General features: G+C 74.7%; 25 protein-coding genes. 14 read left to right on the forward strand and 11 right to left on the reverse strand.

The features are described 5' to 3' along the window. Window positions 1-7: 7 nt before the first annotated feature. Window positions 8-2,152, forward strand: coding sequence for a molybdopterin-dependent oxidoreductase (locus ABZW14_RS20405; protein ID WP_355348579.1), 2,145 nt, complete (start codon window positions 8-10; stop codon window positions 2,150-2,152). Window positions 2,153-2,297: 145 nt separating this feature from the next. Then, entirely contained in the window at window positions 2,298-3,002 is a 705-nt protein-coding gene (locus ABZW14_RS20410; RefSeq protein WP_355348582.1) for a CBS domain-containing protein, read from the forward strand. A gap of 60 nt (window positions 3,003-3,062) precedes the next feature. On the opposite strand, the gene ABZW14_RS20415 is transcribed toward ABZW14_RS20410, so the two are convergent. The 3 genes from ABZW14_RS20415 to ABZW14_RS20425 all read right to left on the reverse strand — a co-directional run bounded on the left by ABZW14_RS20415 (window position 3,063) and on the right by ABZW14_RS20425 (window position 6,286). After that, the gene (locus ABZW14_RS20415) at window positions 3,063-4,352 is read right to left on the reverse strand and encodes a hypothetical protein (protein ID WP_355348841.1); all 1,290 of its coding nucleotides are present in this window, start codon (window positions 4,350-4,352) and stop codon (window positions 3,063-3,065) included. Window positions 4,353-4,429: 77 nt separating this feature from the next. Beyond that, window positions 4,430-5,248, reverse strand: a complete 819-nt coding sequence (locus ABZW14_RS20420) for a sugar phosphate isomerase/epimerase family protein (RefSeq protein WP_355348585.1) — start codon at window positions 5,246-5,248, stop codon at window positions 4,430-4,432. After that, window positions 5,249-6,286, reverse strand: coding sequence for a zinc-binding alcohol dehydrogenase (locus ABZW14_RS20425; RefSeq protein WP_355348588.1), 1,038 nt, complete (start codon window positions 6,284-6,286; stop codon window positions 5,249-5,251). A 119-nt stretch (window positions 6,287-6,405) separates the two neighbouring features. On the opposite strand from ABZW14_RS20425, the gene ABZW14_RS20430 reads away from it, so the two are divergent. The 4 genes from ABZW14_RS20430 to ABZW14_RS20445 all read left to right on the forward strand — a co-directional run bounded on the left by ABZW14_RS20430 (window position 6,406) and on the right by ABZW14_RS20445 (window position 10,352). Then, window positions 6,406-7,797 (forward strand): extracellular solute-binding protein, encoded by a 1,392-nt coding sequence (locus ABZW14_RS20430; protein WP_355348591.1) that lies wholly within the window; start codon window positions 6,406-6,408, stop codon window positions 7,795-7,797. Next, a complete protein-coding gene (locus ABZW14_RS20435; RefSeq protein WP_355348594.1) occupies window positions 7,794-8,759 on the forward strand; it encodes a sugar ABC transporter permease in 966 nt (321 codons plus the stop codon). The genes ABZW14_RS20430 and ABZW14_RS20435 overlap by 4 nt, the downstream gene beginning before the upstream one ends. After that, window positions 8,759-9,625 (forward strand): carbohydrate ABC transporter permease, encoded by an 867-nt coding sequence (locus tag ABZW14_RS20440; RefSeq protein WP_355348597.1) that lies wholly within the window; start codon window positions 8,759-8,761, stop codon window positions 9,623-9,625. The genes ABZW14_RS20435 and ABZW14_RS20440 overlap by 1 nt, the downstream gene beginning before the upstream one ends. Window positions 9,626-9,746: 121 nt before the next feature. Further along, window positions 9,747-10,352: a class I SAM-dependent methyltransferase gene (locus ABZW14_RS20445; RefSeq protein WP_355348599.1), complete on the forward strand. Its 606-nt coding sequence runs from the start codon at window positions 9,747-9,749 to the stop codon at window positions 10,350-10,352. Between the two features lie 148 nt (window positions 10,353-10,500). On the opposite strand, the gene eccB is transcribed toward ABZW14_RS20445, so the two are convergent. The 5 genes from eccB to ABZW14_RS20470 all read right to left on the reverse strand — a co-directional run bounded on the left by eccB (window position 10,501) and on the right by ABZW14_RS20470 (window position 15,637). After that, on the reverse strand, window positions 10,501-11,883 hold the full coding sequence (gene eccB, locus ABZW14_RS20450; RefSeq protein WP_355348602.1) for a type VII secretion protein EccB: 1,383 nt from the start codon (window positions 11,881-11,883) through the stop codon (window positions 10,501-10,503). Window positions 11,884-11,959: 76 nt separating this feature from the next. Continuing rightward, entirely contained in the window at window positions 11,960-13,216 is a 1,257-nt protein-coding gene (locus ABZW14_RS20455) for an MFS transporter (protein WP_355348605.1), read from the reverse strand. Between the two features lie 60 nt (window positions 13,217-13,276). Then, window positions 13,277-14,656: an MBL fold metallo-hydrolase gene (locus tag ABZW14_RS20460; RefSeq protein ID WP_355348608.1), complete on the reverse strand. Its 1,380-nt coding sequence runs from the start codon at window positions 14,654-14,656 to the stop codon at window positions 13,277-13,279. Between the two features lie 114 nt (window positions 14,657-14,770). After that, window positions 14,771-15,094, reverse strand: coding sequence for a rhodanese-like domain-containing protein (locus ABZW14_RS20465; protein WP_355348611.1), 324 nt, complete (start codon window positions 15,092-15,094; stop codon window positions 14,771-14,773). A 132-nt stretch (window positions 15,095-15,226) separates the two neighbouring features. Beyond that, window positions 15,227-15,637: a DUF302 domain-containing protein gene (locus ABZW14_RS20470; protein WP_355348613.1), complete on the reverse strand. Its 411-nt coding sequence runs from the start codon at window positions 15,635-15,637 to the stop codon at window positions 15,227-15,229. 160 nt (window positions 15,638-15,797) lie between these two features. Between ABZW14_RS20470 and ABZW14_RS20475 the strand changes: the two genes are divergently transcribed. The 5 genes from ABZW14_RS20475 to ABZW14_RS20495 all read left to right on the forward strand — a co-directional run bounded on the left by ABZW14_RS20475 (window position 15,798) and on the right by ABZW14_RS20495 (window position 19,727). Next, window positions 15,798-16,067: a metal-sensitive transcriptional regulator gene (locus ABZW14_RS20475; RefSeq protein ID WP_355348616.1), complete on the forward strand. Its 270-nt coding sequence runs from the start codon at window positions 15,798-15,800 to the stop codon at window positions 16,065-16,067. A 127-nt stretch (window positions 16,068-16,194) separates the two neighbouring features. Beyond that, window positions 16,195-17,595, forward strand: a complete 1,401-nt coding sequence (locus ABZW14_RS20480; protein WP_355348619.1) for an MBL fold metallo-hydrolase — start codon at window positions 16,195-16,197, stop codon at window positions 17,593-17,595. 92 nt (window positions 17,596-17,687) lie between these two features. After that, window positions 17,688-18,287, forward strand: coding sequence for a rhodanese-like domain-containing protein (locus ABZW14_RS20485; RefSeq protein ID WP_355348622.1), 600 nt, complete (start codon window positions 17,688-17,690; stop codon window positions 18,285-18,287). Then, the gene (locus ABZW14_RS20490; RefSeq protein ID WP_355348625.1) at window positions 18,284-19,183 is read left to right on the forward strand and encodes a sulfite exporter TauE/SafE family protein; all 900 of its coding nucleotides are present in this window, start codon (window positions 18,284-18,286) and stop codon (window positions 19,181-19,183) included. The genes ABZW14_RS20485 and ABZW14_RS20490 overlap by 4 nt, the downstream gene beginning before the upstream one ends. After that, window positions 19,122-19,727, forward strand: a complete 606-nt coding sequence (locus ABZW14_RS20495) for a class I SAM-dependent methyltransferase (protein ID WP_355348628.1) — start codon at window positions 19,122-19,124, stop codon at window positions 19,725-19,727. The genes ABZW14_RS20490 and ABZW14_RS20495 overlap by 62 nt, the downstream gene beginning before the upstream one ends. 16 nt (window positions 19,728-19,743) lie before the next feature. Here the strand turns inward: ABZW14_RS20495 and ABZW14_RS20500 are convergent, their stop codons facing one another. Then, window positions 19,744-20,748, reverse strand: coding sequence for a zinc-binding dehydrogenase (locus tag ABZW14_RS20500; protein ID WP_355348844.1), 1,005 nt, complete (start codon window positions 20,746-20,748; stop codon window positions 19,744-19,746). Window positions 20,749-20,940: 192 nt separating this feature from the next. On the opposite strand from ABZW14_RS20500, the gene ABZW14_RS20505 reads away from it, so the two are divergent. The 3 genes from ABZW14_RS20505 to ABZW14_RS20515 all read left to right on the forward strand — a co-directional run bounded on the left by ABZW14_RS20505 (window position 20,941) and on the right by ABZW14_RS20515 (window position 23,682). Further along, window positions 20,941-21,654, forward strand: coding sequence for a spermidine synthase (locus tag ABZW14_RS20505; RefSeq protein WP_355348631.1), 714 nt, complete (start codon window positions 20,941-20,943; stop codon window positions 21,652-21,654). 71 nt (window positions 21,655-21,725) lie between these two features. Next, window positions 21,726-21,902: a hypothetical protein gene (locus tag ABZW14_RS20510; protein ID WP_355348634.1), complete on the forward strand. Its 177-nt coding sequence runs from the start codon at window positions 21,726-21,728 to the stop codon at window positions 21,900-21,902. A 100-nt stretch (window positions 21,903-22,002) separates the two neighbouring features. After that, window positions 22,003-23,682 carry a long-chain-fatty-acid--CoA ligase gene (locus ABZW14_RS20515; RefSeq protein WP_355348637.1) on the forward strand — a complete coding sequence of 560 codons (1,680 nt, stop codon included), beginning with the start codon at window positions 22,003-22,005 and terminating at the stop codon, window positions 23,680-23,682. Between the two features lie 18 nt (window positions 23,683-23,700). On the opposite strand, the gene ABZW14_RS20520 is transcribed toward ABZW14_RS20515, so the two are convergent. Both ABZW14_RS20520 and ABZW14_RS20525 read right to left on the reverse strand, forming a co-directional pair. Then, entirely contained in the window at window positions 23,701-24,666 is a 966-nt protein-coding gene (locus tag ABZW14_RS20520; protein WP_355348640.1) for a CU044_5270 family protein, read from the reverse strand. Between the two features lie 18 nt (window positions 24,667-24,684). After that, window positions 24,685-25,236, reverse strand: a complete 552-nt coding sequence (locus ABZW14_RS20525; RefSeq protein WP_355348643.1) for a sigma-70 family RNA polymerase sigma factor — start codon at window positions 25,234-25,236, stop codon at window positions 24,685-24,687. Between the last annotated feature and the right edge of the window lie 16 nt (window positions 25,237-25,252).

A 25,252-nucleotide genomic window follows, 5' to 3' on the forward strand; every position in this document is an offset into this window, starting at 1 on the left:
TCGCCGCATGGCCCGCACCACCCACCCCGGCGCCTGCCCACTGGACTGCCCGGACACCTGCGTCTGGCAGCTCACCGTGGAAGACGGCCGGGCCGTCGCGCTGCGCGGCGACCGCGACCACCCGTTCACCCGGGGCGCGCTCTGCGGCAAGGTCAACCGCTACCTCGACGCGGTCAACGGCTCCGACCGGCTGACCACGCCCTACGTGCGCACCGGCCCGAAGGGCGCCGGGCGGGTCGCCTACCGGCCGGCGAGCTGGGCGGAGGCGGTCGAGCGGGTGGCCGCCGGGCTGCGGGCGAGCATCGACCGCGACGGGCCGGAGTCGGTGCTGCCCTACTACTTCGCCGGCACCATGGGCCACGTGCAGGGCTGGACGATGGGCCAGCGGCTCTTCGCCCACCTGGGCGCGTCCCGGCTGGACACCACCATCTGCACCGGCGCGGCCCGGGCGGCGCTGCAGTCGATCTACGGCGGCTCGGTCGGCTTCGAGCCGGAGTCGATCGTCGCGGCGAAGCTCGTCGTGCTGTGGGGCGCCAACCCGCTCGCCACCAACCTGCACCTGTGGCCGTTCGTGCAGCAGGCCCGGGAACGCGGCGCGTACGTGGTCACCGTCGACCCGCTGCGCACCGACACCGCGGCCCGCGGTGACGAGCACGTCGCTCTCCTGCCCGGCACCGACGCGGCCCTGGCCCTCGGGCTCATGCGGCACGTGCGCGACGCCGGCGCGGCCGACGAGGAGTGGCTGGCCGCGCACACCGTCGGCTGGCCCGAGCTGGCCGCCCGGCTCGACGAGTGGCCGGTGGAGCGGGCCGCCGCCGAGTGCGGCCTGCCCGTCGAGGTGGTCCGCCGGCTCGGCGACCGGATCGCCGCCACCCGGCCCACCGCCGTGCGGGTCGGCCTGGGCCTGCAACGCCACCACGGCGCCGGCCAGGCGATCCGGGCGATCTGCGCGTTGCCGCTGGTCACCGGCGATTTCCGCCACCCCGGCGGCGGCGCGCTGGTGTCGACCAGCGGGCACCACCCGATCGACGAGGACCGGGTGGTCCGGCCGCCCGGCATGCCGGCCCCGCGGGCCCGGAAGCTGAACATGAGCCGGCTGGCGACCCTGCTCACCGGCGAGGCCGACCCGCCGGTGACCTCGCTGGTGGTGTTCAACGCCAACCCGGCCGCCACCGCCCCGGACCAGAACCGACTCCTCGCCGGCCTGCGCCGCGCCGACCTGTTCACCGTGGTGCTGGAGCAGCGCTGGACCGACACCTGCGACTACGCCGACGTGGTGCTGCCGGCGACCATGCAGCCCGAGCACCTCGACCTGCACTCGTCCTACGGTCACCACTACACGACGCTGAACCTGCCGGTCACCCGGGCGCCCGGGGAGGCGCTGCCGAACACCGAGATCTTCCGGCGGATCGCCGCCGCGCTCGGCATCGACCACCCCCGGTTCCGCGACAGCGACGAGGACCTGGCCCGGCAACTGCTGGCCGGCACGCCGGTCGGCTTCGAGGAACTGCGCGAGAAGACGTACGCCCGGACCACCGGGGTGCCGGTCGGCGCCGCGCCCTTCGCGGCCGGCGGCTTCCCCACCCCGGACGGCCGGGCCCGGCTGCACGACCCGGCGCTGGCCCGGCTCGGGGTGGACCCGCTGCCCGGGCACACCCCGCCCGTCGAGGCGGCCGACGCCGAACTGGCCCGCCGGTTCCCGCTGGTGCTGCTCGCCCCGGCCGGCCGGTTCCTCATGAACTCCACCTTCGCCTCGCTGCCCTGGCACGCCCGGCGCACCGGGCCGCCCCGGGTGCACCTGCACCCGGCCGACGCGGCGGCGCGCGGCCTCGCCGACGGCGACGCGGTGCGGGTACGCAACGACCGGGGCGCGTTCCTCGCGGCGGTCGCCGTCGACGAGGCGACCCGGCCCGGCCTGGCGTTCACCTACAAGGCCTACTGGGCACGGCTGAGCCCGGGCCGGGCCACGGTCAACGCGGTCACCGCCGTGCGCGACACCGACCTGGGTGCGGCGCCGACGTTCCACGACTGCCGGGTCGAGGTCGAGCCGGTGCCGGCCGAGCTGCTGATCCCCGACCCGCCCGCCGACGGCGCGGCGGCCGTGCCGACCCCGGCCGCACCCGCCGATCCGGCGCCGGTGCCGGCCGGCTGAGCCGGGACTTCCGGCCCGCCGGCCCGGTCCCTGAGCCCCTGCTCCCATTCACCGCCCGTCCGTAGCGTCGGAACCGGCGGCTCCAGGTCGCGGCGGAGCGCAAGAGGCGCCGAGCTGGAGTGCCGGAGGGAAGAGGGAGGTCGCCATGCGAACGTGGCAGGTGCAGGACGTGATGACCGTCGACGTCGCGACGGTACGGGAGGACACGGCGTACCGGGAGATCGTGGAGGTGCTGACCGCCCGGCGGGTCACGGCCGTGCCGGTGGTGGACGAGGCCCGGCTGGTCCTCGGGGTGGTCTCCGAGGCGGACCTCATGTACAAGGTGGAGCTGCTGGGGCAGCCGCAGCCGCGGCGGATCCTGCCCGACCGGCACCGGCGGGAGGCGCGGGCGAAGGCCGGCGCGACCCGGGCCGACGACCTGATGACCGCACCTCCGGTCACCGTCGCGCCGGACGCGTCGCTGGTCGAGGCGGCCCGCACCATGGATGCCCGTGGCGTGAAGCGGCTGCCGGTGGTCGACGACCTGGGCCGGCTGGTCGGCATCGTGACCCGCGGTGACCTGCTCAAGGTGCACCTGCGGCCGGACGCCGACATCCGGCGGGACGTCCGCGAGGAGGTGCTGCGCCGGACCCTCGGCATGCCCGACGGCGTGGTGGACGTGACCGTGCACGGTGGCGTCGTGACCATGACCGGGCAGCTCGAACGCTGGTCCACCGTGCGCCTGGCGCTGCGGCTGGCCCGGCAGGTCAGCGGCGTGGTCGAGGTGGTCGACGCGCTCGGCTACGCGATCGACGACGCGCCGATGTCCGCGCTGCGGGCCGGCGGCGCGACCCCCGCCGGCATCGCCTGACCCTGCCCGCCTGAGGCGCCGGCGTCGCCTCCCCCCGCGACGCCGGCGGGCGCGGGCGGCTCAGCCCTCGGCGAGGGCGTCGAGCACGAGCGCGGCGGTCCAGCCGAACGCCGGTGAGCCGAGCCCGGCGCCGGTGTCCGGGTGGAAGTACTCGTGGCAGCCGGCCGCGTCGACCAGGTCCAGCAGGGACTCCCGCAGCCCGGCGGCCAGGTCGGCGTGACCGTGGGCGCGCAGCCCACGCCACAGCAGCCAGCCGGTGTTCACCCAGCTCGGGCCGCGCCAGTAGCGCAGCGGCTCGAAGTCCGGCGCGGTGCGGTCGTACGTGGGCAGCGGGCGGTCCATCCGGGCGGCCAGGCCGAACCGGGGCGAGCACGCCTCGGCGAGCACCGCCCGCACGTGCTGGGCCGGCAGGTCGGGCAGCATCAGCGGCATCAGCCCGAGCACGGTGCGGGCCGGGACGAGCCGGTCGGCCCGGACGTCGCGCGGGCGGAAGGTGCCGGTGACGGGGTCGTAGAGCCGGTCGACCAGCGCCTGCGTGATCCGCGCCGCGCGGTCCCGGTGCGGGCCCGGGTCGGCGCCCACCACGGTGGCGATCCGCGCGAGGGCCTGCTCGGAGAGCCCGAGCGCCGCGTTGACCAGCGGGCACTCCACGAGGAACGGGTGCCGGCCGCGCAGCCCCTCGTCCCGGTAGCGGCCCGCCCGGTAGGCGTCCACGAGCGCGACGTAGCGGGCGTAGTCCAGGTCGGTGGGGCGGTGCGCGGCGTCGGCGTGCGCGGTGTCGTGCCGGCGGTACGCCCGCATCACCGCCTCGTCGGCGGGCACCGCGGCCAGCGGGGCGTCCCAGGCCGGGCTGTTGTCCAGGCCGGACTCCCACGGGTGCACGACGGCGGCCAGCCCGCCCCCGCCGACGTCCCGCCGGCTGGTCAGGTAGCGCTGCTGGGCCACCAGCCGCGGATAGAGCCAGCGCAGCGCCGCCACGGACGCCTCGGAGGGGGCGCGGCGGTGCACCAGCCACGCGGCCGGGGCGTGCACCGGCGGCTGGACGATCCCCGAGGTGGCCGCCGCCGGGGCGCCGTCGGCCCGGGCCGAGTCCCAGAACTCGGGCCCGGGGAAGTACGCGCCGACCCGCAGCGCCGGGTTGAACACGATGTGCGGCACCCGCCCGTCGGCCCACTGCGCGGCGAACAGGGTGCGCAGCTCCCGCCAGGCCCGGTCGGGCCGGACGTGGGCCAGCCCGACCGCGATGAACGCCGAATCCCAGCTCCACTGGTGCGGGTAGAGCGTGCGGGACGGGACGGTGTGGTCGTGCTCCCAGTTGGCGTCGAGCGTGGCCAGCGCCAGCCGGCGCAGCCGGGCGGCCCGCTCGGCGCCGGTGCGACGGGGCCCGCCGGCCCGTACCCCGGCGGCGCCGCCGGGCACACCGGCGTTCACGCCGCCGCCCGCCGCGGCCGGGCCTGGGCCAGGACGGTGGCGGCCTGGCGCAGGGCGGCGACCGGCTCGCCGCGCAGCCGGCACTCCAGCGCCAGCCAGCCGGGGTAGCCGATCCCGTCCAGCGTCGCGAGCAGGCCCGGCCAGTCCAGGTGCCCGGCCCCGGGCTGGTGCCGGTTGGAGTCGCTGACCTGCACGTGCCCCAGGTACGGCGCGGCCGCGCGCAGCGCCGCGCAGGCGTCGTCCTCCTCGATGTTCATGTGGTAGGTGTCGGCGACCACCCGCACCGAGGGCAGCCCGACGGCCCGGCACAGGTCGACCGCCTCGTCGAGCCGGTTGACCATGTGGTCCTCGTAGCGGTTGAGGGGTTCCAGGAAGAGGGTGACCCCCTCGGCGCGGGCGTGCTCGCCCAGCTCGCCCAGGGTGTCGACCAGCACCTGCCGGTCGCCCTCGGGCGGGCGGGGCGGCTCGAACGGCGGCAGCCGGCGGGAGAACATCCCCCAGGCGGCCGGGGTCATGGCGCCGATCCCGCCCAGCTCGGCGATCACCGAGAGCTGGGAGCGCAGGTTGCGCACGGCGTCGCGGGAGCGCTCGGGGTCGAAGTCGCCGATGAAGTGGTCCATCTCGACGCAGACGGTCGGCATGACCACGCCCTCGGCGCGGGCGCGGCGCAGCTCCGGCAGCCGCCGGGCGAAGGCCAGGTCACCCCGGCCGCGCAGCTCGATGCCCTGGTAGCCGAGGGAAACGGCGAGGGCGTACTTCTCGGGCAGGCCGGCGCCGGGGAGCAACTGCTCCTGGCAGGCGAGTGGGATGGTCATTCAGAACCTCAGCACCACTTGGAGGACGTCACCGTCACCGCGGTCGAGCAACGCCAGCGCGTCGGCCACCGCGCCCGCGTCGACGACGTGGCTCACCAGCGGCAGCGGGTCGACGCTGCCCTCGGCCACCAGGTCCATGAAGGTGTGCGCGATCCGCGCCCCGGTCCACCGGCCGGCCGTGCCGGGTGCCGGGGCGGGCCCGGACACCTGGGCCGCCACCAGCTGGATCCGGTTGTGGTGGAACTCCTCGCCGAGTCCCAGCCCGTGCGCGTACCCCTGGTAGAAGCCGGCGGCCACGACGCGGCCGGCGTGGGCGGTGGCGCGGATCGCCTCGTGCAGCGCCGGGTACGACCCGGACAGCTCCAGGCAGACGTCCGCGCCGCGGCCGCCGGTGGCCGCGTGCAGTGCGGCGGCGGCGGAGTCGACGGCGGCGTCGACGACCCGGCGGGCGCCCAGCCGGGTGGCGTGCGCGAGCCGGTCGGGCACCCGGTCGACGGCCACCACCCGGGCTCCGGAGAGCACGGCGAGCCGCGTGCCGAGCAGCCCGATGACGCCCTGCCCGAAGACACCGACCCAGTCGCCGAGGTGCAGGTCACCGGCGAGCACGGCGGTCAGCGCGATGGCGCCCGGGCGGGCGAAGACGGCGACCAGGGGGTCGAGCCCGGGCGGCAGCGGGGTGACCGCGCCGGCGGCCAGCACGGCCTCCGCGCGGTGCCCCCAGATGCCCCAGACGACCTGGCCGGGCCGGCGGTCGGCGACGTCGGGCGCGACCTCGACGACCTCGCCGACCTCCTCGTAGCCGAAGCCCACCACGGGGTAGGCCGGCGCGGCCTGCCGGGGCACGAACATCCGGGTGGCGTCGTCCCAGTCCTTGCTGAGCCGGGGGTTGCTGCCCCGGTAGAGGGTCAGTTCGGTGCCGGCGGAGATCCCGGAGTAGCAGGTGCGGACGCGGACCTGGCCCGGGCCGAGCGGGTCCGGGGGGCAGGGCTCCAGGCTCACGCGCCGGGGCCCGGCCAGAGAGACAACCCAGTTGCCCATGGCGTCGCTCCGAGGGAAGTGCCGGACCCGATCCTACCCCGAAATATCGACAAATGTCTTGTAATTGATCAATCGAGGGCGTTGAATCCCTGATGTACCCTTCGAGAGGAGTGCCACCGATGTCATCACCCTCGATGCGGATGCTCGCCTCCACCCTGATCATGGCACTTGCCGGGACAACCCTGCTGGCCTGCGGTGACGACGAGCCGAAATCCGACAGTTCCCAGATAACCGTGTGGAGCCTGGAAGACGTCGCGGACCGGGTGAACGCCACCAAGGCGATCATCGCCGACTACACCGCCAAGACCGGCGTCAAGGTCAATCTGGTCACCGTCAACGAGGACCAGTTCCCCTCCCTCATCGCCTCCAGCGCCGCCGCCGGCGACCTGCCCGACGTGGTCGGCTCGGTCTCCCTGGCCGGGGTGCGCACCCTGGCCGGCAACGACCTGCTGGAGCCGGACGCCAACAAGCGGGTCGTCGAGAAGCTCGGCCGGGACACCTTCTCCCCGCGCGCCCTCGACCTGACCAGCGAGGACGGCAGGCAGCTCGCCGTGCCGAGCGACGGGTGGGGCCAGCTGCTGGTCTACCGCAAGGACCTGTTCGCGGCGGCCGGCCTGCCCGCCCCCGACACGTACGAGAAGATCGCCGCCGCGGCGGCGAAGCTGAACACCGGCGGCGTCGCCGGCATCACCGCGGCGACCGCACCCGGTGACGTCTTCACCCAGCAGACCTTCGAGCACCTGGCCCTGGCCAACAACTGCCAGCTCACGGACGACGCGGGCAAGGTCACGCTGGACTCCCCCGAGTGCGTGGAGGCGTTCCGCTTCTACGGCGACCTGATGCGGAACAACTCGGTCAAGGGCGCGCAGGACGTGGACACCACCCGCGCCACCTACTTCGCCGGCAAGGCGGCAATGCTGATCTGGTCGCCGTTCATCCTCGACGAGCTGGCCGGGCTGCGGAACGACGCCAAGCCGACCTGCCCGCAGTGCCAGTCCGACCCGGCGTGGCTGGCGAAGAACAGCGGCTTCGTCACCGCCATCAAGGGCCCGAACGGCGCCGAGCCGGCCCAGTACGGCGAGATCAGCTCCTGGACGGTGCTCGACGGCGCGAGCGACCCCGCGTCGTCCTTCGTGGAGTACATGCTCTCCGACGGCTACCCGCGCTGGTTCGGCATGTCCCCCGAGGGACGCTTCCCGGTCCGCACCGGCACCGCCGAGGACAAGCAGAACTTCCTCACCGCCTGGAACACCAGCCAGGCCGGGGTGGACCGCAAGCAGCCGCTGTCGGCGGTCTACGGCGAGGACGTGCTCGCCACCCTGCGCAAGAGCCCGGACACCTTCCAGCGCTGGGGGCTGACCCAGGGCCAGGGGAAGCTGGTCGGGGCGATCCTCGGCGAACTGCCCGTGCCCAAGGCGCTCGCCGACGTGATCGGCGGCAAGTCCGACGCCCGCGCCGCCGCCGAGCGGGCGAAGAAGGACGTCGACGCGATCGCCAAGGGCGTGAATTGACCACCACCGCGCCGGAGGCCGGCCGCTCCCCCACCCGGGAGCGACCCCGCCGACCCGGCGGCCGACGCCCGCTCACCCTGCGCCGCCGCGAGTCCCGCGCCGGGCTCGCGCTGGTCACCCCCACCCTGCTCGTCGTGGTCGCGGTGATCGGCATCCCCATCGTCTGGACCGTGGTGCTGGCCTTCCAACGGGTACGCCTCGCGACCCTGCGCCGCACCGGCCTCTTCGGAGAGCTGACCCTGGACAACATCGACCGGGTGCTGCACACCCCCGGTTTCGCCGACACGCTCTGGACCACCGTCGTCTACAGCGCCGGCGGGACGGCCGGATCGATCCTGGTCGGCCTCGTGGCGGCGCTCGTGGTCCGCCGCCCGTTCCGGGGCCGCACGATCGTCCGCGCGTCGATGCTGCTGCCGTACGTGGCGCCGGTGGTCGCCATGACGTTCGTCTGGCAGGTCATGCTCGACCCGCAGATCGGCTTCGTCAACGACTGGGGACGGCGGTTCCTCGGCTGGGACGCGCCCGTGCCGTTCCTGTCCCAGGAGTCCACCGCGCTCTGGACGGTCATCGCGTTCGAGGCGTGGCGCTACTTCCCGTTCGCCTTCCTGTTCCTGCTGGCCCGGCTCCAGGCCGTGCCCGCCGAGCTGGAGGAGGCCGCCCGGGTCGACGGCGCCACCCCGACCCAGCGCTTCCGGCACATCCTGCTGCCCCAGCTCATGCCCGTGATCGCGCTGATCGGGGTGCTCCGGTTCATCATGACCTTCAACAAGTTCGACGACGTCTACCTGCTCACCGGCGGCTCGGCCGGCACCGAGGTGGTCAGCGTCCGGGTCTACCAGTTCCTCACCGCGCGCACCGATATCGGCGCGGCGGCGGCGCAGGCGGTGGTGCTGGCCGTCGTGCTGATCGTCTTCGTGGCGATCTACCTGCGCTTCTTCGGCGGCCGGCGGGAGGAGGCGTGATGGACCGGGACCGTGTCGAGACGGTGAGCCTGCGCTGGCTGCGCCGACTGGTGATCGCCGCCTTCCTCGTGGTCACCCTGCTGCCGTTCTGGTACATGCTGGTGCTCTCCGTGCGCCCCATCGAGCGGCTGCTGCTCGACCCCGGCTCGCTGCTCGTGCCGGTCGGCGAGCTGACCGTGGCCACGTACGCCGAGGTGCTCAAGTCGGTCGAGGACGGCGGGCAGGGCTTCCTCGCCTTCATCCGCAACAGCGGCATCGTGGCGCTGGCCGCCACCGCGCTCACCCTGGTGATCGCGATCCCCGGCGCGTACGCGGTGTCCCGGTTGCGGTTCTTCGGCCGCCGGCAGGTCAGCGCGCTGTTCCTGGCGGTCTACCTGTTCCCGTCGATCGTCATCGCGATCCCGCTCTTCGTGGTCTTCACCCGGGCCGGGCTGCGCGGGTCGCTGGTCGGGCTGGTGCTGGTCTACATCTCGCAAACCCTGCCGGTCTCGGTCTACATGCTGAAGAACTACTTCGAGACGATCCCGGTCAGCCTGGAGGAGTCCGCGGCGATCGACGGGGCCGGCCGGCTCGGCATCATCCGCCGGGTGAGCCTCCCGCTCGCCGCGCCGTCGGTGATGGCGGTCGCCCTCTACGACTTCATGATCGCCTGGAACGAGTTCCTCTTCGCGCTGCTCTTCCTGGTCGACCGGCCCAACCGGTGGACCGTGTCGCTGGGCCTGTCCCTGCTCGCCGACGGCGTCGAGGTGCCGAAGACGGTGCTGATGGCCGGCTCGGTCATCCTCACCCTGCCGATCGTGGTCCTCTTCTTCGCCAGCGAGCGGCTGCTCACCGAGGGCCTCACCAGCGGCGCCGAGAAGGGCTGACCGACCGTGGCGGACGGTGGTGGCCGGGACGCGCACCGGCGCCCCGGCCGCCACCGGCGCCTTCCAGCCCTCGGCCGAGGTTCCCCCGCCCTGGCCCGACAAGATCAGTTACCGTGACGGCATGGGTAAGCCGACCCGCTGGGTGACCGAGACCGAGCCAGGCCACTCGCAGTGGTATATCGACCGGTTCCGCCGGCTCGCCGCCGAAGGGGCGGACCTGGCCGGCGAGGCCCGGCTGCTGGACGCGCTGGTCCCGCCCGGCGCGCGGATCCTGGACGCCGGCTGCGGGACCGGCCGGGTGGCCGCCGCGCTGGCCGCCCGGGGCCACACCGTGGTGGGCGTCGACGCCGACCCGGTGCTCGTCGACGCGGCCCGCGCCGATCATCCCGGCCCGCGCTTCCTGGTGGCCGACCTGGCCGAGCTGGACCTGGCCGCACAGGACGAGCCCGAACCGTTCGACGCGGCCGTGGTGGCCGGCAACGTGATGGTGTTCGTCGCCCCCGGCACCGAGCGCGCGGTGCTGTCCCGCGTCGCCGCGCACGTCCGCCCGGACGGCCTCGTGGTGGTCGGCTTCGGCACCGACCGGGGCTACCCGGTCACCGGGCTGGACGCCGACGCGGTGGCCGCCGGGCTCCGCCTCGAACACCGCTTCGCCACCTGGGACCTGCGCCCCTGGCACGACGACGCGGAGTTCGCCGTGACCGTGTTCCGCAGACCGGCCGCCTGAGCCGTCGCCGCGCCCGTTCCGGCGCGTGGCCGTCGGTGCGGCCGGGACGGCGCCACCCGGCGCGCGGCCGATGGTGCGGCCGGGACGGCGAGCCGCGAGAAGCGGGCGCAGCGGCCCGGGTAAGGCCACAGTGCGGGCGGCGGCCGGGTCAGGCCGGGGCGGCCACGGTGCGGGCGGCGGCCGGGTCGAGCGGGCTGCCGGCCGGCACCAGGCTGACCAGGCCCGCCGGCAGGCGGACCGGACGCACCCCGGCGTAGCCGAGCATGCCGGGCACCTCGGCGCCGGCCAGCGCGTAGCGCCGGCCCAGGTCGGTGACCACGCACACCGCGCCGCCGGTGGCGCCGGGAGCGGCGACCGACTCGACAAGTGCGCCCCGCCCGGGCTCGACCAGCACCTGGTCCGCCAGCCCGCTCCGGCCGGCCGGCGTGCGGGCGGCGGCGGAGAGGTCCGGCGGGGTGACGCCGAGCCGGACCTCGCGTACGCCGCTGTCGTCGCCGGCCCGGGCGCAGAGCGCGCCGCCCTCCATGGTGGCCAGCGCGGGCGGGACGGCGGGCGGGGCGGCCGGCCCGGTGGGCACCAGGTCCGGGAGCTTCGGCAGGGCCGCGAACCGGCCGACGGTGATCGGTTCCGGGTCGCCCTGGCCGGTGCGGGCGAGCAGCAGGGCGGCCTGCAACTCGGTGACGCCGGCCAGGCCGCTGCGCGCGGCCACCGCGTACTGCCGGCCGCCGCCGGAGTTACGGACCAGGTAGACGTCCCCGACGGTCGCGCCGGTGACCCGCTCGGACGGGCTGCCCAGGCCGCGCAGCGGGGGCGGCGCCAGGTCGGCGCCGGCCGGCACGGTGTGGAGCAGCGCCGGGGCCACCGGCACCGCCCGCTCCCGGGTGGTGGCCAGCGCGGCGAGCACCCGCTCGGTGTCGCGGAGCAGGTAGCGCCGCTCGTGCCAGATCAGGTGCAGGCTGCCGTCGGGATGGCGCAGCAGCAGGCCCTGGTCGCCGAGGGACCGGCCGCCGGTGGCGTCCCGCCCGATGAGCAGCGCGGAACGGACGTCCGTGCGCCCCGCCTCGGCGGCGGTGACCGAGCAGACCGTCCACGCCCCGGTGGCGAGCCGGCCCGGCGCGGGCAGCGAGTCGGGGGCGTCGGCGATGCCGAGCGGCAGGCCGCGCGGCACGCCCTCGATGGAGCGGCGGGAGACCAGCACGGTCTTCGGCCGATCCGCGCCGATCACCAGCAGCGCCGAGGCGTAGTTGAGGACCGGGTGCAGCTTCTCCTCCCGGTAGACGAACCGGGCGCCGGACTCCTTCTCCACGATCACCGCGCCCGGGTCGCGCCAGGCGCTGCGACCGCCCGAGAACAGGCCGTAGAGGGCGACCCCGCCGAGCGCGATCACGGCGACCAGCACGCTGGCCAGGCCGGCGCCGGCCAGCCGGCGGAACGGCGACTGCGCCGGGTCGGTCTCCCGCATCACCAGCGCCGTGACCGCCCGGTGGACGGTGAACTGGTACGAGTGGAGCTGGTCCTGCCGCGACGGCATCGGATCCCTTCCGCCGGGTGCTTCGGCGCACAGGATAGACGCTCCGTCGATCCTTTGTGGACCCTGCGTGGTGCCGTCAGCCGGCCGGGGCGGGCCGGACGTGGGTCTCGTACATCCGCAGCGCGACGAGCAGACCGGACGCGGCGGTGAGTCCCGCCACCGCCCAGGTGGCGCCCCGGATGCCGACGAGGTCCGCGAGCAGGCCGGCCGACAGGGCGCCCACGGCGAACCCGCCGTCCCGCCAGAGCCGGTAGACGCCCACGGCGCGGGCGCGCCACGCCGGGTGGGCGACGTCACCGACGGCGGCCAGCAGCGCGGGGTACACCATCGCGGTGCCGGCGCCGAGCAGCACCGCGCCCGCCGCCCATCCGCCGAAGCCGTGGGCGCCGGCGATCAGTCCGAGTGCACCGGCCTGGGTCAGCATCCCGACCACGATGAGGGGCTTGCGGCCGACGCGGTCGGCGAGCGGACCGGTGACGAGTTGACCGAGTCCCCACACCGCGGGGTAGAGGGCCGCCAGCAGGCCGATCCGGGGCAGGGAGAGCCCGGCCGCGGCGAAGAGCACCGGGAACAGCCCCCAGGCGAGGCCGTCGTTGAGGTTGTTCACGAGGCCCGCCTGGCTGGCCGAGCTGAGCGCCGGTTCCCGCCAGCTGACCAGGGCCAGGACCCGCCTCGTGGTGAGGCCGCCGTGGTGGGCGCCGCCCCGGTGGGTGGCGGCCTCGTGGTGGGCGTGGCCCCGCGTCTCCCGGACGAGCAGCGCGGACAGGCCCAGGCCCACGGCGACGTAGGCGGCGCCGAGCAGGAACGGCGCCGGCCGCAGCCCGTACCGCGCGGCGAGGGCGCCGGTGGCCAGCGCGGTGCCGGCCACCGCCAGGTAGCCGGCCGCCTCGTTCAGCCCCATGGCGAGGCCGCGCCGGTGCGGCCCGGCCACGTCGATCTTCATGATCACCGTGGTGGACCAGGCGAGTCCCTGGTTGAGGCCGAGCAGCACGTTGGCGGCGACCACCCAGCCCCAGCTCGGCGCCCAGATCAGCAGCAGCGGCACCGGGATCGCCACCAGCCAGCCGGCCAGCAGCACCGGTCGGCGGCCGTACCGGTCGGCGAGGGTGCCGGCGAAGAAGTTCGTCACCGCCTTGGTCGCACCGAAGGCGAGGATGTACGTCAGCGCGGCGGTGTACGCGGTCAGGTGGAACTCCCGCGCGCCGAGGAGCGGCAGCACGGTGCGCTCGGTGCCGAGCACGCCGCCGACCAGCGCATTGACCACGACGAGCAGGAGGAACTGGGCGGCGTTCGCCCGCAGTCCCAGCCTCGGCGCGGCGGAGGTCGCCGTCATGTCTTCTCCAAGACGTCGGGCGGGTGGCCGGGGGATCCCCGGCCACCCGCGGCCGGGCGGTCAGACGGCGGCGTGCAGGGACTGCCAGGCGCCGAATCCGCCGAGCAGGTCGGAGACGTCCGTCCGGCCGGCGTTGCGGAGCAGGCTGGCCGCGACGGAGGAGCGGTAGCCGCCGGCGCAGTGCACCACGACCGGCCGGTCGGCCGGCACCTCGTCGACGCGGCGGGCGAGCTCCGCGAGCGGGATGTGCCGCGAGCCGTCGACGGCGCCCTGCTCCCGCTCTCCGGAGTTGCGGACGTCCAGCACCAGCGGCGGTGTGGCGGTGTCCAGCGCCGCGCGCAGTTCGGTGGCGGTGACCCGGCTGGCCGGGGTCAGGTCGGCGGCCATCTCGAGGAACGCGCGCCCGGGCTCGCGCAGGTGACCCGCCACGTGGTCGAAGCCGATCCGGGCGAGGCGGACGACGATCTCCTCCTCCCGGTCCTCCGGGGCGACCACCAGAACCTCGCGGTCCGGCGCGACCACGCTGCCGGCGGTTTCGGCGAACCGGCCGTCGGCCGGGATGTTGATCGCTCCCCGGACGTGGCCGGTGGCGAACTCCTGGGGGTCGCGGGCGTCGACGACCAGCGCGCCCCCGGCGCGGGCCCGGGCGAACTCGGCGGCGCCGAGCGCGCGCGGGACCCGGCTGTGGTCGAACAGCTCCCGGGCCTTGCGGTTGAGCACCGCGTCGTACGCGAAGTAGCCGGGTGCGGCCGGCTGGCCGCCGGTGACCAGGTCGAGGAACCGGTCCTCGCTCATCGGCGCACAGGCGTAGTTGGTGCGGCGCTGCTCGCCGATGGTGGACTGCCGCTCGGTGGAGAGGTTCTTGCCGCAGGCCGAGCCGGCTCCGTGCGCCGGGAAGACGCGGACCTCGTCGGGCAGGCCCATCAGCTTGCGCTGCACGCTGTCGTAGAGCATCCGGCCGAGGTCGTCGGCCGTGGCGCCGAGCGAGGCGAGCAGGTCGGGCCGGCCCACGTCGCCGATGAACAGCGCGTCGCCGGTGAGCACCCCGTACGGCACCGGGTCGGCGGCGTGCTCGTAGACGAGGATGCTGACCGATTCCGGGGTGTGTCCCGGGGTCTCCATGATCTCCAGCGTCACGTCCCCGAGGCTGATCCGCTCCCCGTCGGTGAGCTTGCGGCTCGGGTACTCGGTCTCGGCCCGCCGGCCGTAGCCGATCCACGCGCCGGTCGCGGCGGCCACCTCGAGGTGCCCGGCGAGGAAATCGGCGTGGAAGTGGGTGTTGATCACCCCTTCGATGGTCAGGCCGTGCGCCCGCGCATCGGTCAGGTAGTCGTCGACGTCCCGGCGTGGGTCGACGAGCACCGCCCGCCCGGTGCTCTCGTCGGCGACCAGGTACGACGCCTGGGACAGGCAGTCGAGGTAGTACTGGGTGAACAACATCGTGCCGAACTCCTTCGCAATGATGACTGGCAATGCACTCGCGGTAACTGATACCCCTGGGGGTATACTTCGGGCGGACGGCCCCGCCTCCCGGAAGCACCGGCCCGGCCCGGCTCAGGCGGCCGGGTCGTCCACCCCGGCGACGACGGGGCGGCCACTGCGGGCCCATCCGCCGGTGCCGCCGCGGACCGAGCGGGCGTCGATGCCGGCGCGGGCCAGGAACTGCGCGGCGGCAAGGCTCCGGTTGCCGCTGGCGCAGATGACGTAGACGGGACGGTTGCGCGGCAGTTCCCCGACCACGGTCGGCAACTGGGCCAGCGGCACCGAGCGGGCGCCGGGCACGTGTCCCTCGACGTACTCGAACGGCTCCCGCACGTCCACGGCGACCGCCCCTCCGGCGTGCGCGGCGGCGAACTCCGCCAGGTCGACCTCTCGCATGCTCATCTCCTCCTCGAGTCCGTATACCCCCGGGGGTATCCCACGTCGACTCTAACCCGCCGGACGCGCATCGACATTCCCGAGTGAGCCGGCGCACCGGCCACAGATGCCCGGACCTGGACCGCCGCGAATTCAGGCGGTCACGGCATCCAGCGCCGCCCGCAGCCGGGCGGCAGCCTCGTCGGCGACCGCCCGCAGCTCGGGCTCCTCACTGAGCCGCACCATGACCTGCGGATCCATGGCCTGCACCACCGTGCCGTCCGGCCCGTCGGCGCGGACCACCACGTTGCACGGCAGGAGCAGGCCGATCGCCGGGTCCGCCCGCACCGCGCGGTGCGCCAGGGGCGGGTTGCAGGCCCCGAGGATGACGTAGTCCGCGAGGTCGACCCCGAGCTTGTCGCGCAGCGTCGCGCGCAGGTCGATCTCGGTCAGCACCCCGAAACCCTGGTCCTTCAGGGCCGCCCGGACGCGCTCCAGCGTCGGGGCGAACCCGGCGGGCACCCGGGTGGTCATCGCGTAGCTCATGGCGTCTGCCCCCTTCACGCCCATGGTGGTCGGCCGCGGGGGTCGGGCACCCGGGATCCGGTGACGCGCCACTCAGGCGGGGAATCCGCCGGAGAACCGGGCGGTTGCGCATACCCGTGGGGGTATCCACTGGCAGACCGGTACCCCCTGGGGTATGTTGATGGCAGGAGGTAGTGCCGTGAAGCTTCAACCCGAGATGACCAGCGAGGCGCTGACCCGGCTCAAGCGGGCCCGGGGCCAGCTCAACGCCGTCATCGAGATGATGGAGAGCGGCGAGGACTGCCGGGCCGCCCTGACCCAGCTCGCGGCCGTGTCCAAGGCCATCGACCGGGCCGGCTTCAAGATCATCGCGTCCGGCATGCGGCACTGCGGCACCGCCCGGGAGCGGGGCGAGGAGCCGGAGATGACCGAGGAGGAGCTGGAGAAGCTCTTCCTCGCCCTGGCCTGACCGAGGAATCCACCGCCCTCGCCGCGTGATCGCGGCGAGGGCGGGTAAACACACGCCCGGGACCCGGGCCGACGTCTGTCTCCCACATACCCCCCGGGGTATATGGGGAAAGAGAGGAGAACAGCACATGTCAGTCGAGGTGTCCGTCATCGCGACGTCCTCGCTCGGCGATCGCAGCTACCTGGCCTCCGACGGTCAGGTGGCGATCGTGGTCGACCCCCAGCGCGACATCGACCGGATCCTGTACCTCGCCGGCGCCAAGGGCGTGCGGATCACCCACGTGGTGGAGACGCACATCCACAACGACTATGTCTCCGGGGGTCGGGAACTCGCCCGGATCACCGGCGCCCGGTACCTGGTGGCCGCCGACGACGAGGTCGGCTTCGACCGGATGCCGGTGACCGACGGCGACAGGGTGCCCGTCTCCGACCGGCTGCGGCTCCGCGTGGTCGGCACCCCCGGCCACACCTTCCACCACCTGTCGTACGTCCTCGACGAGGCCACCGACGGCGGCTGGCAGCCGGCGGGCGTCTTCACCGGCGGCTCGCTGCTGTTCGGCACCACCGGACGCACCGACCTGCTCGGCCAGGAGCACGCCCACGCACTGGCCCACCACCAGCACGCCTCGGCGCGGCGGCTCGCCGACCTGCTGCCCGACGGGGCCCAGGTGTGGCCCACACACGGCTTCGGCAGCTTCTGCTCGGCCAGCCAGGCCGACGCCCCGGACTCGACCATCGGGCGGGAGAAGCAGGCGAACGCGGTGCTGCGACTGGCCGCGGACGAGTTCGTCACCCAGACCCTCGCCGGCCTGGACGCCTACCCGGCGTACTACGCCCACATGGGCGTGGCGAACAGCGCCGGCCCGGCCCCCGTCGACCTCACCCCGGTCGCCCGGGCCGACGCGGCCCAGCTCAGCGACCGGATCTCCGCCGGGGAGTGGGTGGTCGACCTGCGGCACCGCAAGGCGTACGCGGCCTCGCACCTGGCCGGCACGGTCAGTCTCGCGCTGGACGGCCCGATGTCGACCTGGCTGGGCTGGCTGATCGACTGGGGCACGCCCATCACGCTGCTCGCCGAGACCGCCGAGCAGGTCGCCGACGCCCAGCGCGAGCTGGTCCGGATCGGCATCGACCGGCCGGCCGCGCAGGCCACCGGCACGGCCGAGCAGTGGGCGGCCACGCCCGACCAGCTCCGCGAGCTGCGGATGGCCGACTTCCCGGCACTGGCCGCGGCCCGCGCCGGGAACACCCCGGCCGAGTTGCCCACCCCGGACGTCGTGCTCGACGTGCGGATGACCAACGAGTGGCGCGCCGGCCACGTCGAGGGCGCCGTCCACATCCCGCTGCCCGACCTGCCCCACCGGCTCGCCGACGTGCCGCCCGGCGCGGTCTGGGTGCACTGCGGCTCCGGCTACCGCGCCACCGCCGCCGCGTCGCTGCTGGCCAACGCCGGCCGCGAGGTCGTCGTCATCGACGACAGGTTCGACCGGGCCGAGGCGGCGGGTGTCGCCATGTCCGGCAACGCCTGACCCGTACCCCTGGTCCCGGCCGGCGCCACCGCGCGCCGGCCGGCGATCCACCCTGCCGTCAACCATGGCGATTCGTCCCTGAACGAGGAGAAATGACTACTTCCGAGACCACCCGCCCGGCCACGCTGGACGCCGCCACCCTGCGGGAACTGATCGACTCCGGGCGCTCCCCCCGGCTGCTCGACGTGCGGACCCCGGCCGAGTTCGAGACCGTGCACATCCCCGGCGCCTACAACGTCCCGCTGGACCTGCTCAAGGAACACCGCGAGGAACTGCGTAACCACCTGGCCGAGGACGTGGTGCTGATCTGCCGCTCGGGCGCCCGCGCAACCCAGGCCGGGCAGACACTGGCCGGGGTCGGACTGCCGAACCTGAAGGTCCTCGACGGCGGCATGCTCGCCTGGCAGGCGGCGAACGCGCCGACCAGGCAGGGCACTCCCCGCTGGGACCTGGAGCGGCAGGTCCGTCTCGTCGCCGGCGCCATCGTCCTGGCCAGCATCGTCGGCTCGGTGTTCGTGCCGGGCCTGAAGTGGGTCGCCGCGTTCATCGGCGCCGGCCTCACCTTCGCCGCGGTCACCAACACCTGCGCCATGGGCATGCTGCTCAGCAAGCTGCCGTACAACCGGGGCGCCAGCTGCGACCTCGACACGGTCGTCGGCCAGTTGCGCGAGGGCAACGGGGAGCGGGCATGACCCCGTCCCTGCTGCTCACCGTCGGCCTGGCCGTGCTGATCGGGATCAGCCTCGGCCTGCTCGGCGGCGGCGGGTCGATCCTCGCCGTCCCGCTGCTGGTCTACGTCGCCGACCTGCCGGCCAAGGAGGCGATCGCCACCTCCCTGCTCGTCGTCGGCGCCACCAGCGCCGTGGGCGTGCTGCCGCACGCCCGTGCCGGTCGGGTCCGCTGGCGCACCGGGTTGATCTTCGGCCTGGCCGGCATGACCGGCGCCTACGCGGGCGGCCGGCTGGCGGAGTTCGTCCCGGCGGGCTTCCTGCTCACCGGCTTCGCCGTGATGATGCTGGCCACCGCGATCGCGATGATCCGTGGCCGGCGCACCGCCGAGGGCGGGCCGGTGCCGCACGAGCTGCCGGTGTTCCGGGTGATCCTCGACGGGATCGTCGTCGGTCTGGTCACCGGGCTGGTCGGCGCGGGCGGCGGCTTCCTCGTGGTGCCCGCCCTGGCCCTGCTGGGCGGCCTGCCCATGCCCGTCGCCGTCGGCACCTCACTGGTGGTCATCGCGATGAAGTCCTTCGCCGGCCTGGCCGGCTACCTCTCCAGCGTGAGCATCGACTGGGGCCTCGCCCTCGCGGTCACCGCCGCCGCCGTCGTCGGCAGCCTTCTCGGCGGCCGGCTCGCCGGGAGGATTCCCGCCGACCTCCTGCGTAAGTCGTTCGGCTGGTTCGTGGTGGTGATGGGCATCTTCGTCCTCGCCCAGCAGCTGTCCCCGATGGCGGGACTCACCCTGGGGGCGCTCGCCGCAGCCGGTACGGTCACCATGGCGGTGTGGGGCCACCGGAGGAGGAGACACAGTGGACAGCAGCGCCTGGGACAGCCGGTACGCGAGCACGCCGGGTCTGGTGTGGAGCGCTGAGCCGAACCGGTTCGTGGTCGAGTCGGTCACCGGCCTGACGCCCGGCGCCGCGCTGGACCTGGCCGCCGGTGAGGGACGCAACGCGGTCTGGCTGGCCGAGCAGGGCTGGCGGGTCACCGCGGTGGACTTCTCGCCGGTCGCCGTCGGCCGGGGACGCGAGCTGGCCGCCGGGCGCGGCGTCGAGGTCGAGTGGCGGGTCGCCGACGTCACCGCGTACCGGCCGGTGCCGGGCAGCTACGACCTGGTGCTCATCAGCTACCTGCACCTGCCCGCCGCCGATCTCGCCGGGGTGCTGGCCGCGGCCCGGCAGGCGCTGCGCCCCGGCGGGAGCCTCGTGGTGGTCGGCCACGACCTGGCGAACCTGTCGGGTGGCACCGGCGGGCCGCAGGACCCGGCCGTCCTGCTCACCCCGGAGGCGGTGGTCGACGGGCTGGCCGGGTTGCACATCCGGCGCGCCGAGACCGCCCGCCGTCCGGTGGCCACCACGAACGGCCGCACCGTCGACGCGCTCGACACGGTCGTCGTGGCGAGCCGCCCTGAGTGACCGGTGCCGCGGCCGGTCAGGGTCGCAGGATCAGCCGGATCGGGTTGCCCTCCTTCTCGTGCACCCGGCGCACCGCCTCCGGCGCGTCGGCCAGCGGCAGCACGTCGCTGACCGAGGCGGACAGGTCGAGCCGGCCCAGCCCCGTGAGGGTCACCAACTGCCCGACGTGCTCGGCCTCGGAGCCGTAGTGGCCGAGCACCGCCTGCCGGTTGTAGGTGAACCGGCTGTCCGACGGGATGCTGACCGGCTGGTTGGCGATGCCGGCGAGCACCAGGCGGCCGTGCCGGCCGAGCACGGTCATGGCCTGCTCGCGGACCGCGTTGACGCCCGCGAAGTCGAAGGCCACGTCGAGTCCCCGGGTGCCGACGAGTTCGAGCACGGCGTCCTTGAAGCCGTCGTCCGCCGGGTCGAGCGCCACGTCCGCCCCGAGGGCGACCGCCCGGTCCCGGGCCGCCGGCAGCGGGTCCACGGCGATCACCGGGGCGGCGCCGACCAGCAGCAGCAACTGCACCGCGTGCGCGCCGAGGCCGCCGACGCCCCACACGGCGGCCGCCTCCGCCGGCCGGACCCGGGCGGTCTCGGTCACCGCCGCCCACGGCGTGGAGACCGCGTCGGGGATGATGCAGGCCTGCTCGAACGGGAGCAGGTCCGGGACGGGGACCAGGGTGTCTTCGCGGGCCAGGGCGTACTCGGCCCAGCCGCCGTCGTAGTCGACGCCCCGGGTGAGCACGAGGCCGAACCGGTCCCGCTCCCCCGCCTGGAGCAGCACCCGCTGCCCCGGCTGCCAGCCCGTCACCCCGTCACCGAGCGCGTCCACCGTCCCCGCCACCTCGTGACCGAGGGTCACCACGTCCCCGCCGAGGTACAGCGGGGTCAGGGTCCCGTCGATCAGGTGCACGTCCGACAGGCACACCCCGGCCGCGGCCACCCGGATCCGCACCTGCCCGCGCCCCGGTTCGGGCACCGGCACCGACTCCATCCGCAGCGCCCGCTCGGCCACGTGCAGCCGTCCGGCCAGCATCTCCGCCACGCTCGCTCCCCTTTCCGGCGTCCTCGACCCCACCCGCCGCGCCGGGTTCGAGTCGTCGGCGGCGTACCCGTCGCCGGCCCGCCGATGCCGGCAGAGGGGAAAAACGGCCGCGCCGCCCATAACCTCGGGCCGCCGGGCGACCGGCCGGTAGCATCCGGTCACGGACCGGCGGAGAGGACACCCGTGGGCGCACGCTTCGAGGAACTGGCCTGGCGGGAGACGCCGATCGGCGAGATCAGCCTGCGCCGGCGCCGCGACCCGTCACTCGACGTCGACGTGTACGAGGTGAAGCTCGACGACGAGTTCCTCATGTCCAGCCTCTTCCCGGTGGCGGAGATCGAACTCGCCCGGCTCGGGCTGGCCCCACTGACCGGCGGGGCCCTGGACGTGGTGGTGGGCGGGCTCGGTCTGGGCTACACGGCGCGCACCGCGCTGGAGGATCCCCGGGTGCGCTCGCTGGTGGTGGTCGAGGCGATCGAGGACGTGATCGACTGGCACCGCCGCGACCTGCTGCCGTTCGCCGCCGGGCTGGCCGCCGACTCCCGGACCCGGTTCGTGCGGGCGGACTTCTTCGCGGCGGTCGCCGGCGGCGACGGGTTCGATCCGGAGGCGCCGGGGCGCCGGTTCCACGCCGTGCTGCTCGACGTGGACCACTCTCCGCGCCAGGTGCTGCACCCCAGCCACGCCGACTTCTACACGGTGGACGGGCTGCGCCGGCTGGCCGCGCTGCTGCACCCCGACGGGGTGTTCGCGCTCTGGTCGAACGACCCGCCCGACCCGGCGTTCCAGCGGACGCTGACCGAGGTGTTCCCGACCTCGGTGGCGCACGTCGTCCGCTTCCCCAACCCGTTGCAGGGCCGGGAGGCCGCGAACACCGTGTACGTGGCCCGGCACTGACCGGCCCGGGCGCGCATGACGGGAGCCGTTGTGGGAAAGCGGGCGGCCCACCGCACTCCCGGGAGGATGACATGCGGGCATTGCTCTGGATCGTCGGCGTCGTGGCCGCCGTGCTCATCCTGCTGGGGCTGTTCCTGGAGGCGGTCCGCTGGCTGCTCATCATCGGCCTGATCGCGCTGGTGGTGCTCATCGTGCTGGCCTTCGTGCGGGGCCGACGGGTCACACAGAGGGGCACCCCACGCCGCTGACCTGCCGCCGTGTGACGAACTCAGCAAGTTACTCTGCCGTAAGTTACCCAGCGGTTAAGTTAGGCTGAGGGCCGTCATCCGGCAGCGAGGAGAGACGGCGATGGACGCGACCGCGCAGCGGCCCTGGACGCGCAGCTACGCCCCCGGCGTACCGGCCGAGATCGCCGAGCCGGCCGGCTCGCTGGTCGACCTGCTCACCGACGCCGCCCGCCGGTTCGGGCCCCGCGTCGCGCTCGACTTCTACGGCGCCACCACCACCTACGCCGACCTCGCCGACCAGGTCGCCCGCGCGGCCGAGGCGCTGCGCCGGCTCGGCGTCGGGAAGGGCGACCGGGTCGCCCTGGTGCTGCCGAACTGCCCCCAGCACGTGGTCGCCTTCTACGCGGTGCTGCGCCTCGGCGCGATCGTGGTCGAGCACAACCCGCTCTACACCGCCGACGAGCTGGCCCACCAGCTCACCGACCACGGCGCCCGGGTGGCCGTGGTGTGGGACAAGGTCGCGGAGCTGGTCACCGGGCGGGGTGCCGTCGAGACGGTGGTGGCCGTCGACCTGACCGGGGCGCTGCCGCGGCTCAAGCGCTGGGCGCTGCGGCTGCCGCTGCCCAAGGTCCGCGCCGCCCGCGCCGCGATGACCACCCCGGCCCCCGAGGCGCTCTCCTGGTCGGCGCTGGTCGCCGGGGCCGCCCCGCTGGCCGCCGACCATCCCGCCCCCCGGCCCACGGACGTCGCGCTGCTCCAGTACACCGGCGGCACCACGGGCGTTCCGAAGGGCGCCGTGCTGACCCACCGCAACCTGCGGGCCAACGCCGCGCAGGGCCGGGCCTGGGTGCCCGGCCTCCGCGACGGCGCCGAGACGGTGTACGCGGTGCTGCCGCTGTTCCACGCGTACGGCTTGACCCTCTGCCTCACCTTCGCGGTGAGCATCGGCGCCACCCTGGTGCTCTTCCCCCGCTTCGACGTCGACCAGGTGCTCGACGCGGCACGCCGCCGCCCGCCGACCTTCCTGCCCGCCGTCCCCCCGATCTACGGGCGGCTCGCCGCCGCGGCCCGGGAACGCGGCGTCGACCTGACCTCCATCCGCTACGCCATCTCCGGTGCGATGGCGCTCCCGCCGGCCACCGTGGACCTGTGGGAGTCGGTGACCGGCGGCCTGCTGGTCGAGGGCTACGGGATGACCGAGACCTCCCCGATCACCCTGGGCAACCCGGTCGCGCCGACCCGCCGGCCCGGCACCGTCGGGGTGCCGTTCCCGTCCACCGAGGTGCGCCTGGTCGACCCCGAGGACCCGGCCCGCGACCGCGCCCCCGGCGAGCCTGGCGAGCTGCTGGTCCGCGGCCCGCAGGTGTTCGCCGGCTACTGGAACCGCCCCGACGAGACGGCCCGGGTGCTGCTGCCCGACGGCTGGCTGCGCACGGGCGACGTGGTCACCATGGACGCCGACGGCTTCGTCACCGTGGTCGACCGGATCAAGGAGCTGATCATCACGGGCGGGTTCAACGTCTACCCGTCGGAGGTGGAGGAGGCTCTGCTCCGGATCCCCGGCGTCCGCGAGGCCGCCGCGGTCGGCGTGCCCACCGGGGACGGCGAGGAGGTGGTCGCCGCCGTGGTGCTGGACCCCGGGGTGGGGACCGGCCCGGACTCGGTCCGCTCGGCCTGCCGCCAGCACCTCGCCGGCTACAAGGTGCCGCGCCGGGTGGTGGTGGTCGAGGAGCTGCCCCGCTCGCAGATCGGCAAGGTGCTCCGCCGCGAGGTCCGCGACCGCCTGCTCATCGAGGGCTGAGGGCGAGGCCGCCGCCGGTCAGGGCAGCTGACCCGGCCGGTCGACGATCGCGATCCGCAGTCGCGCGACGGCCGATTCCGGCGATTCCTTCCCGTCACGCACCACCGATCGGCGGGTACCGAGGTAGACGTGGCTGTCCCGGTCGAAGACGAAGTCGTTGGCGCCCCCGATGACACCAGGCATGCGGACGGCCACGCCGTGCCGGCCCGCAGCGTCGACCACGTCGCCCGGTACGACTACCGCTCCGGGCTCCCGCGCCAGCAGTTCGAACAGCGCCGCCAGCGCCCGGGGCGGCACGTAGCCGTCGAGCATCGACCGCGCCGTCACGTACGGCATGTTCTCGCTCCCGTACACGGCCTTCTCGTCGGCCCCGTCTGGCAGGTGCAGATCGACCGGGTGTTCCCGGAGGTAGCGGAGCAGCCGGTCCGGGTCGGCGGGCAGGTCGCCGTGGTACGCGGGCGACGGGAGCTCGTCGAGTTCCCTGCGAGGATCCGCGGGATCGCTCGGGCGAAGCACCCGCAGATCGCCCCACCCGTCCGGTACGCTCTCCGGCCGGTACCGCGCCTGCGGGTGCGCGACTCCCCCGGCCGACTGCCACAGCTGCACCCGCGTGGTGCGGTACGGGCCGGCGTCCGGCCTCTCCCGGCTCGTCGCCAGAGACTCCGTGAACACGTACTGGTCGGGCCGGGCGGTGAGCTCGGGCTGCCGGCGGGCGGCATCGGCCGCCAGACGGAGGATCTCCGACGCGCTCGCCGCGGGCGGCGGCTGGTGGCCCAGCCCCATCGTCTGGGCCGCCAGGACACCGGCGGTCAGCGCCACCGTGAGCCCGAACGCTCCGGCGAGGCGCCAACCGCGCAGGAACCGGGTGCGGTGCCCGACCGGGCGGGCCGCCGGAACCGTCTCGGGGCGCCGGACGATGTGGGCCTTCAGATCCGTGAGGAGTTGCTCCTCGAAGCCGTGCGGGGACTGCTCGATCTTGGTCATGGCGTCGTCTCCCTTCGATCAGGCGAGCCTGGTGGCCGGTCGCGCCAGCACGGCACGGACGAGGCGGCGGGCGCGGTGCAGGCGGACCCGGGCGGCGACCGGGGACATCCCGAGCGCGGCCGCCGCCTCCGCGACGGTGAGGCCGTCAACGGCGACGCTCTCGACCAGTGCCCGGGTGCGTTCGGGCAACCCGCTCAACGCCCGGCACGTACGGCGCGCCGCCGACTCGGCGTCGATCCGCTCCTCGATGCGGGCGATGTCGTCGGCGTCCAGGTCTCGTCGTCCGGACAGGCGGCCGGTCACCCGCAGCCGTTGGGCCGCCCGACGCCGCTCGTCGGCGATGACGTTGCGGGCCACCCCGAACAGCCAGGCGACCTGGCTACCCCGGTCCGGCCGGTAGCCCGCCGCCGACTCGATCACCGCCAGGAACACGTCGGCGGTCAGGTCGGCGGCGAGGTGGGGGTCGTCGACCCGCCGGGCCACGAAACGGCCCACCGCCTCCACGTGCCGCCGGTAGAAGGCCTCGAAGGCCGCCGGATCGGCACCGATGCCGGAGATGTCACCCTCCACTGAGCCAGGATCATGC

The sequence above is a fragment of the Micromonospora sp. NPDC004551 genome (genome assembly GCF_040609975.1).
In the GTDB taxonomy this organism is placed as follows: Bacteria; Actinomycetota; Actinomycetes; order Mycobacteriales; family Micromonosporaceae; genus Micromonospora.

Bases quoted from the DNA above. Each gene is read 5' to 3' on its own strand.
- ABZW14_RS20405 (WP_355348579.1), top strand. From the start codon at position 8: ATGGCCCGCACCACCCACCCCGGCGCCTGCCCACTGGACTGCCCGGAC.
- ABZW14_RS20410 (WP_355348582.1), top strand. From the start codon at position 2,298: ATGCGAACGTGGCAGGTGCAGGACGTGATGACCGTCGACGTCGCGACG.
- ABZW14_RS20420 (WP_355348585.1), bottom strand. From the start codon at position 5,248: ATGACCATCCCACTCGCCTGCCAGGAGCAGTTGCTCCCCGGCGCCGGC.
- ABZW14_RS20425 (WP_355348588.1), bottom strand. From the start codon at position 6,286: ATGGGCAACTGGGTTGTCTCTCTGGCCGGGCCCCGGCGCGTGAGCCTG.
- ABZW14_RS20430 (WP_355348591.1), top strand. From the start codon at position 6,406: ATGTCATCACCCTCGATGCGGATGCTCGCCTCCACCCTGATCATGGCA.
- ABZW14_RS20440 (WP_355348597.1), top strand. From the start codon at position 8,759: ATGGACCGGGACCGTGTCGAGACGGTGAGCCTGCGCTGGCTGCGCCGA.
- ABZW14_RS20445 (WP_355348599.1), top strand. From the start codon at position 9,747: ATGGGTAAGCCGACCCGCTGGGTGACCGAGACCGAGCCAGGCCACTCG.
- eccB (WP_355348602.1), bottom strand. From the start codon at position 11,883: ATGCCGTCGCGGCAGGACCAGCTCCACTCGTACCAGTTCACCGTCCAC.
- ABZW14_RS20455 (WP_355348605.1), bottom strand. From the start codon at position 13,216: ATGACGGCGACCTCCGCCGCGCCGAGGCTGGGACTGCGGGCGAACGCC.
- ABZW14_RS20460 (WP_355348608.1), bottom strand. From the start codon at position 14,656: ATGTTGTTCACCCAGTACTACCTCGACTGCCTGTCCCAGGCGTCGTAC.
- ABZW14_RS20465 (WP_355348611.1), bottom strand. From the start codon at position 15,094: ATGCGAGAGGTCGACCTGGCGGAGTTCGCCGCCGCGCACGCCGGAGGG.
- ABZW14_RS20480 (WP_355348619.1), top strand. From the start codon at position 16,195: ATGTCAGTCGAGGTGTCCGTCATCGCGACGTCCTCGCTCGGCGATCGC.
- ABZW14_RS20485 (WP_355348622.1), top strand. From the start codon at position 17,688: ATGACTACTTCCGAGACCACCCGCCCGGCCACGCTGGACGCCGCCACC.
- ABZW14_RS20490 (WP_355348625.1), top strand. From the start codon at position 18,284: ATGACCCCGTCCCTGCTGCTCACCGTCGGCCTGGCCGTGCTGATCGGG.
- ABZW14_RS20500 (WP_355348844.1), bottom strand. From the start codon at position 20,748: ATGCTGGCCGGACGGCTGCACGTGGCCGAGCGGGCGCTGCGGATGGAG.
- ABZW14_RS20510 (WP_355348634.1), top strand. From the start codon at position 21,726: ATGCGGGCATTGCTCTGGATCGTCGGCGTCGTGGCCGCCGTGCTCATC.
- ABZW14_RS20515 (WP_355348637.1), top strand. From the start codon at position 22,003: ATGGACGCGACCGCGCAGCGGCCCTGGACGCGCAGCTACGCCCCCGGC.
- ABZW14_RS20520 (WP_355348640.1), bottom strand. From the start codon at position 24,666: ATGACCAAGATCGAGCAGTCCCCGCACGGCTTCGAGGAGCAACTCCTC.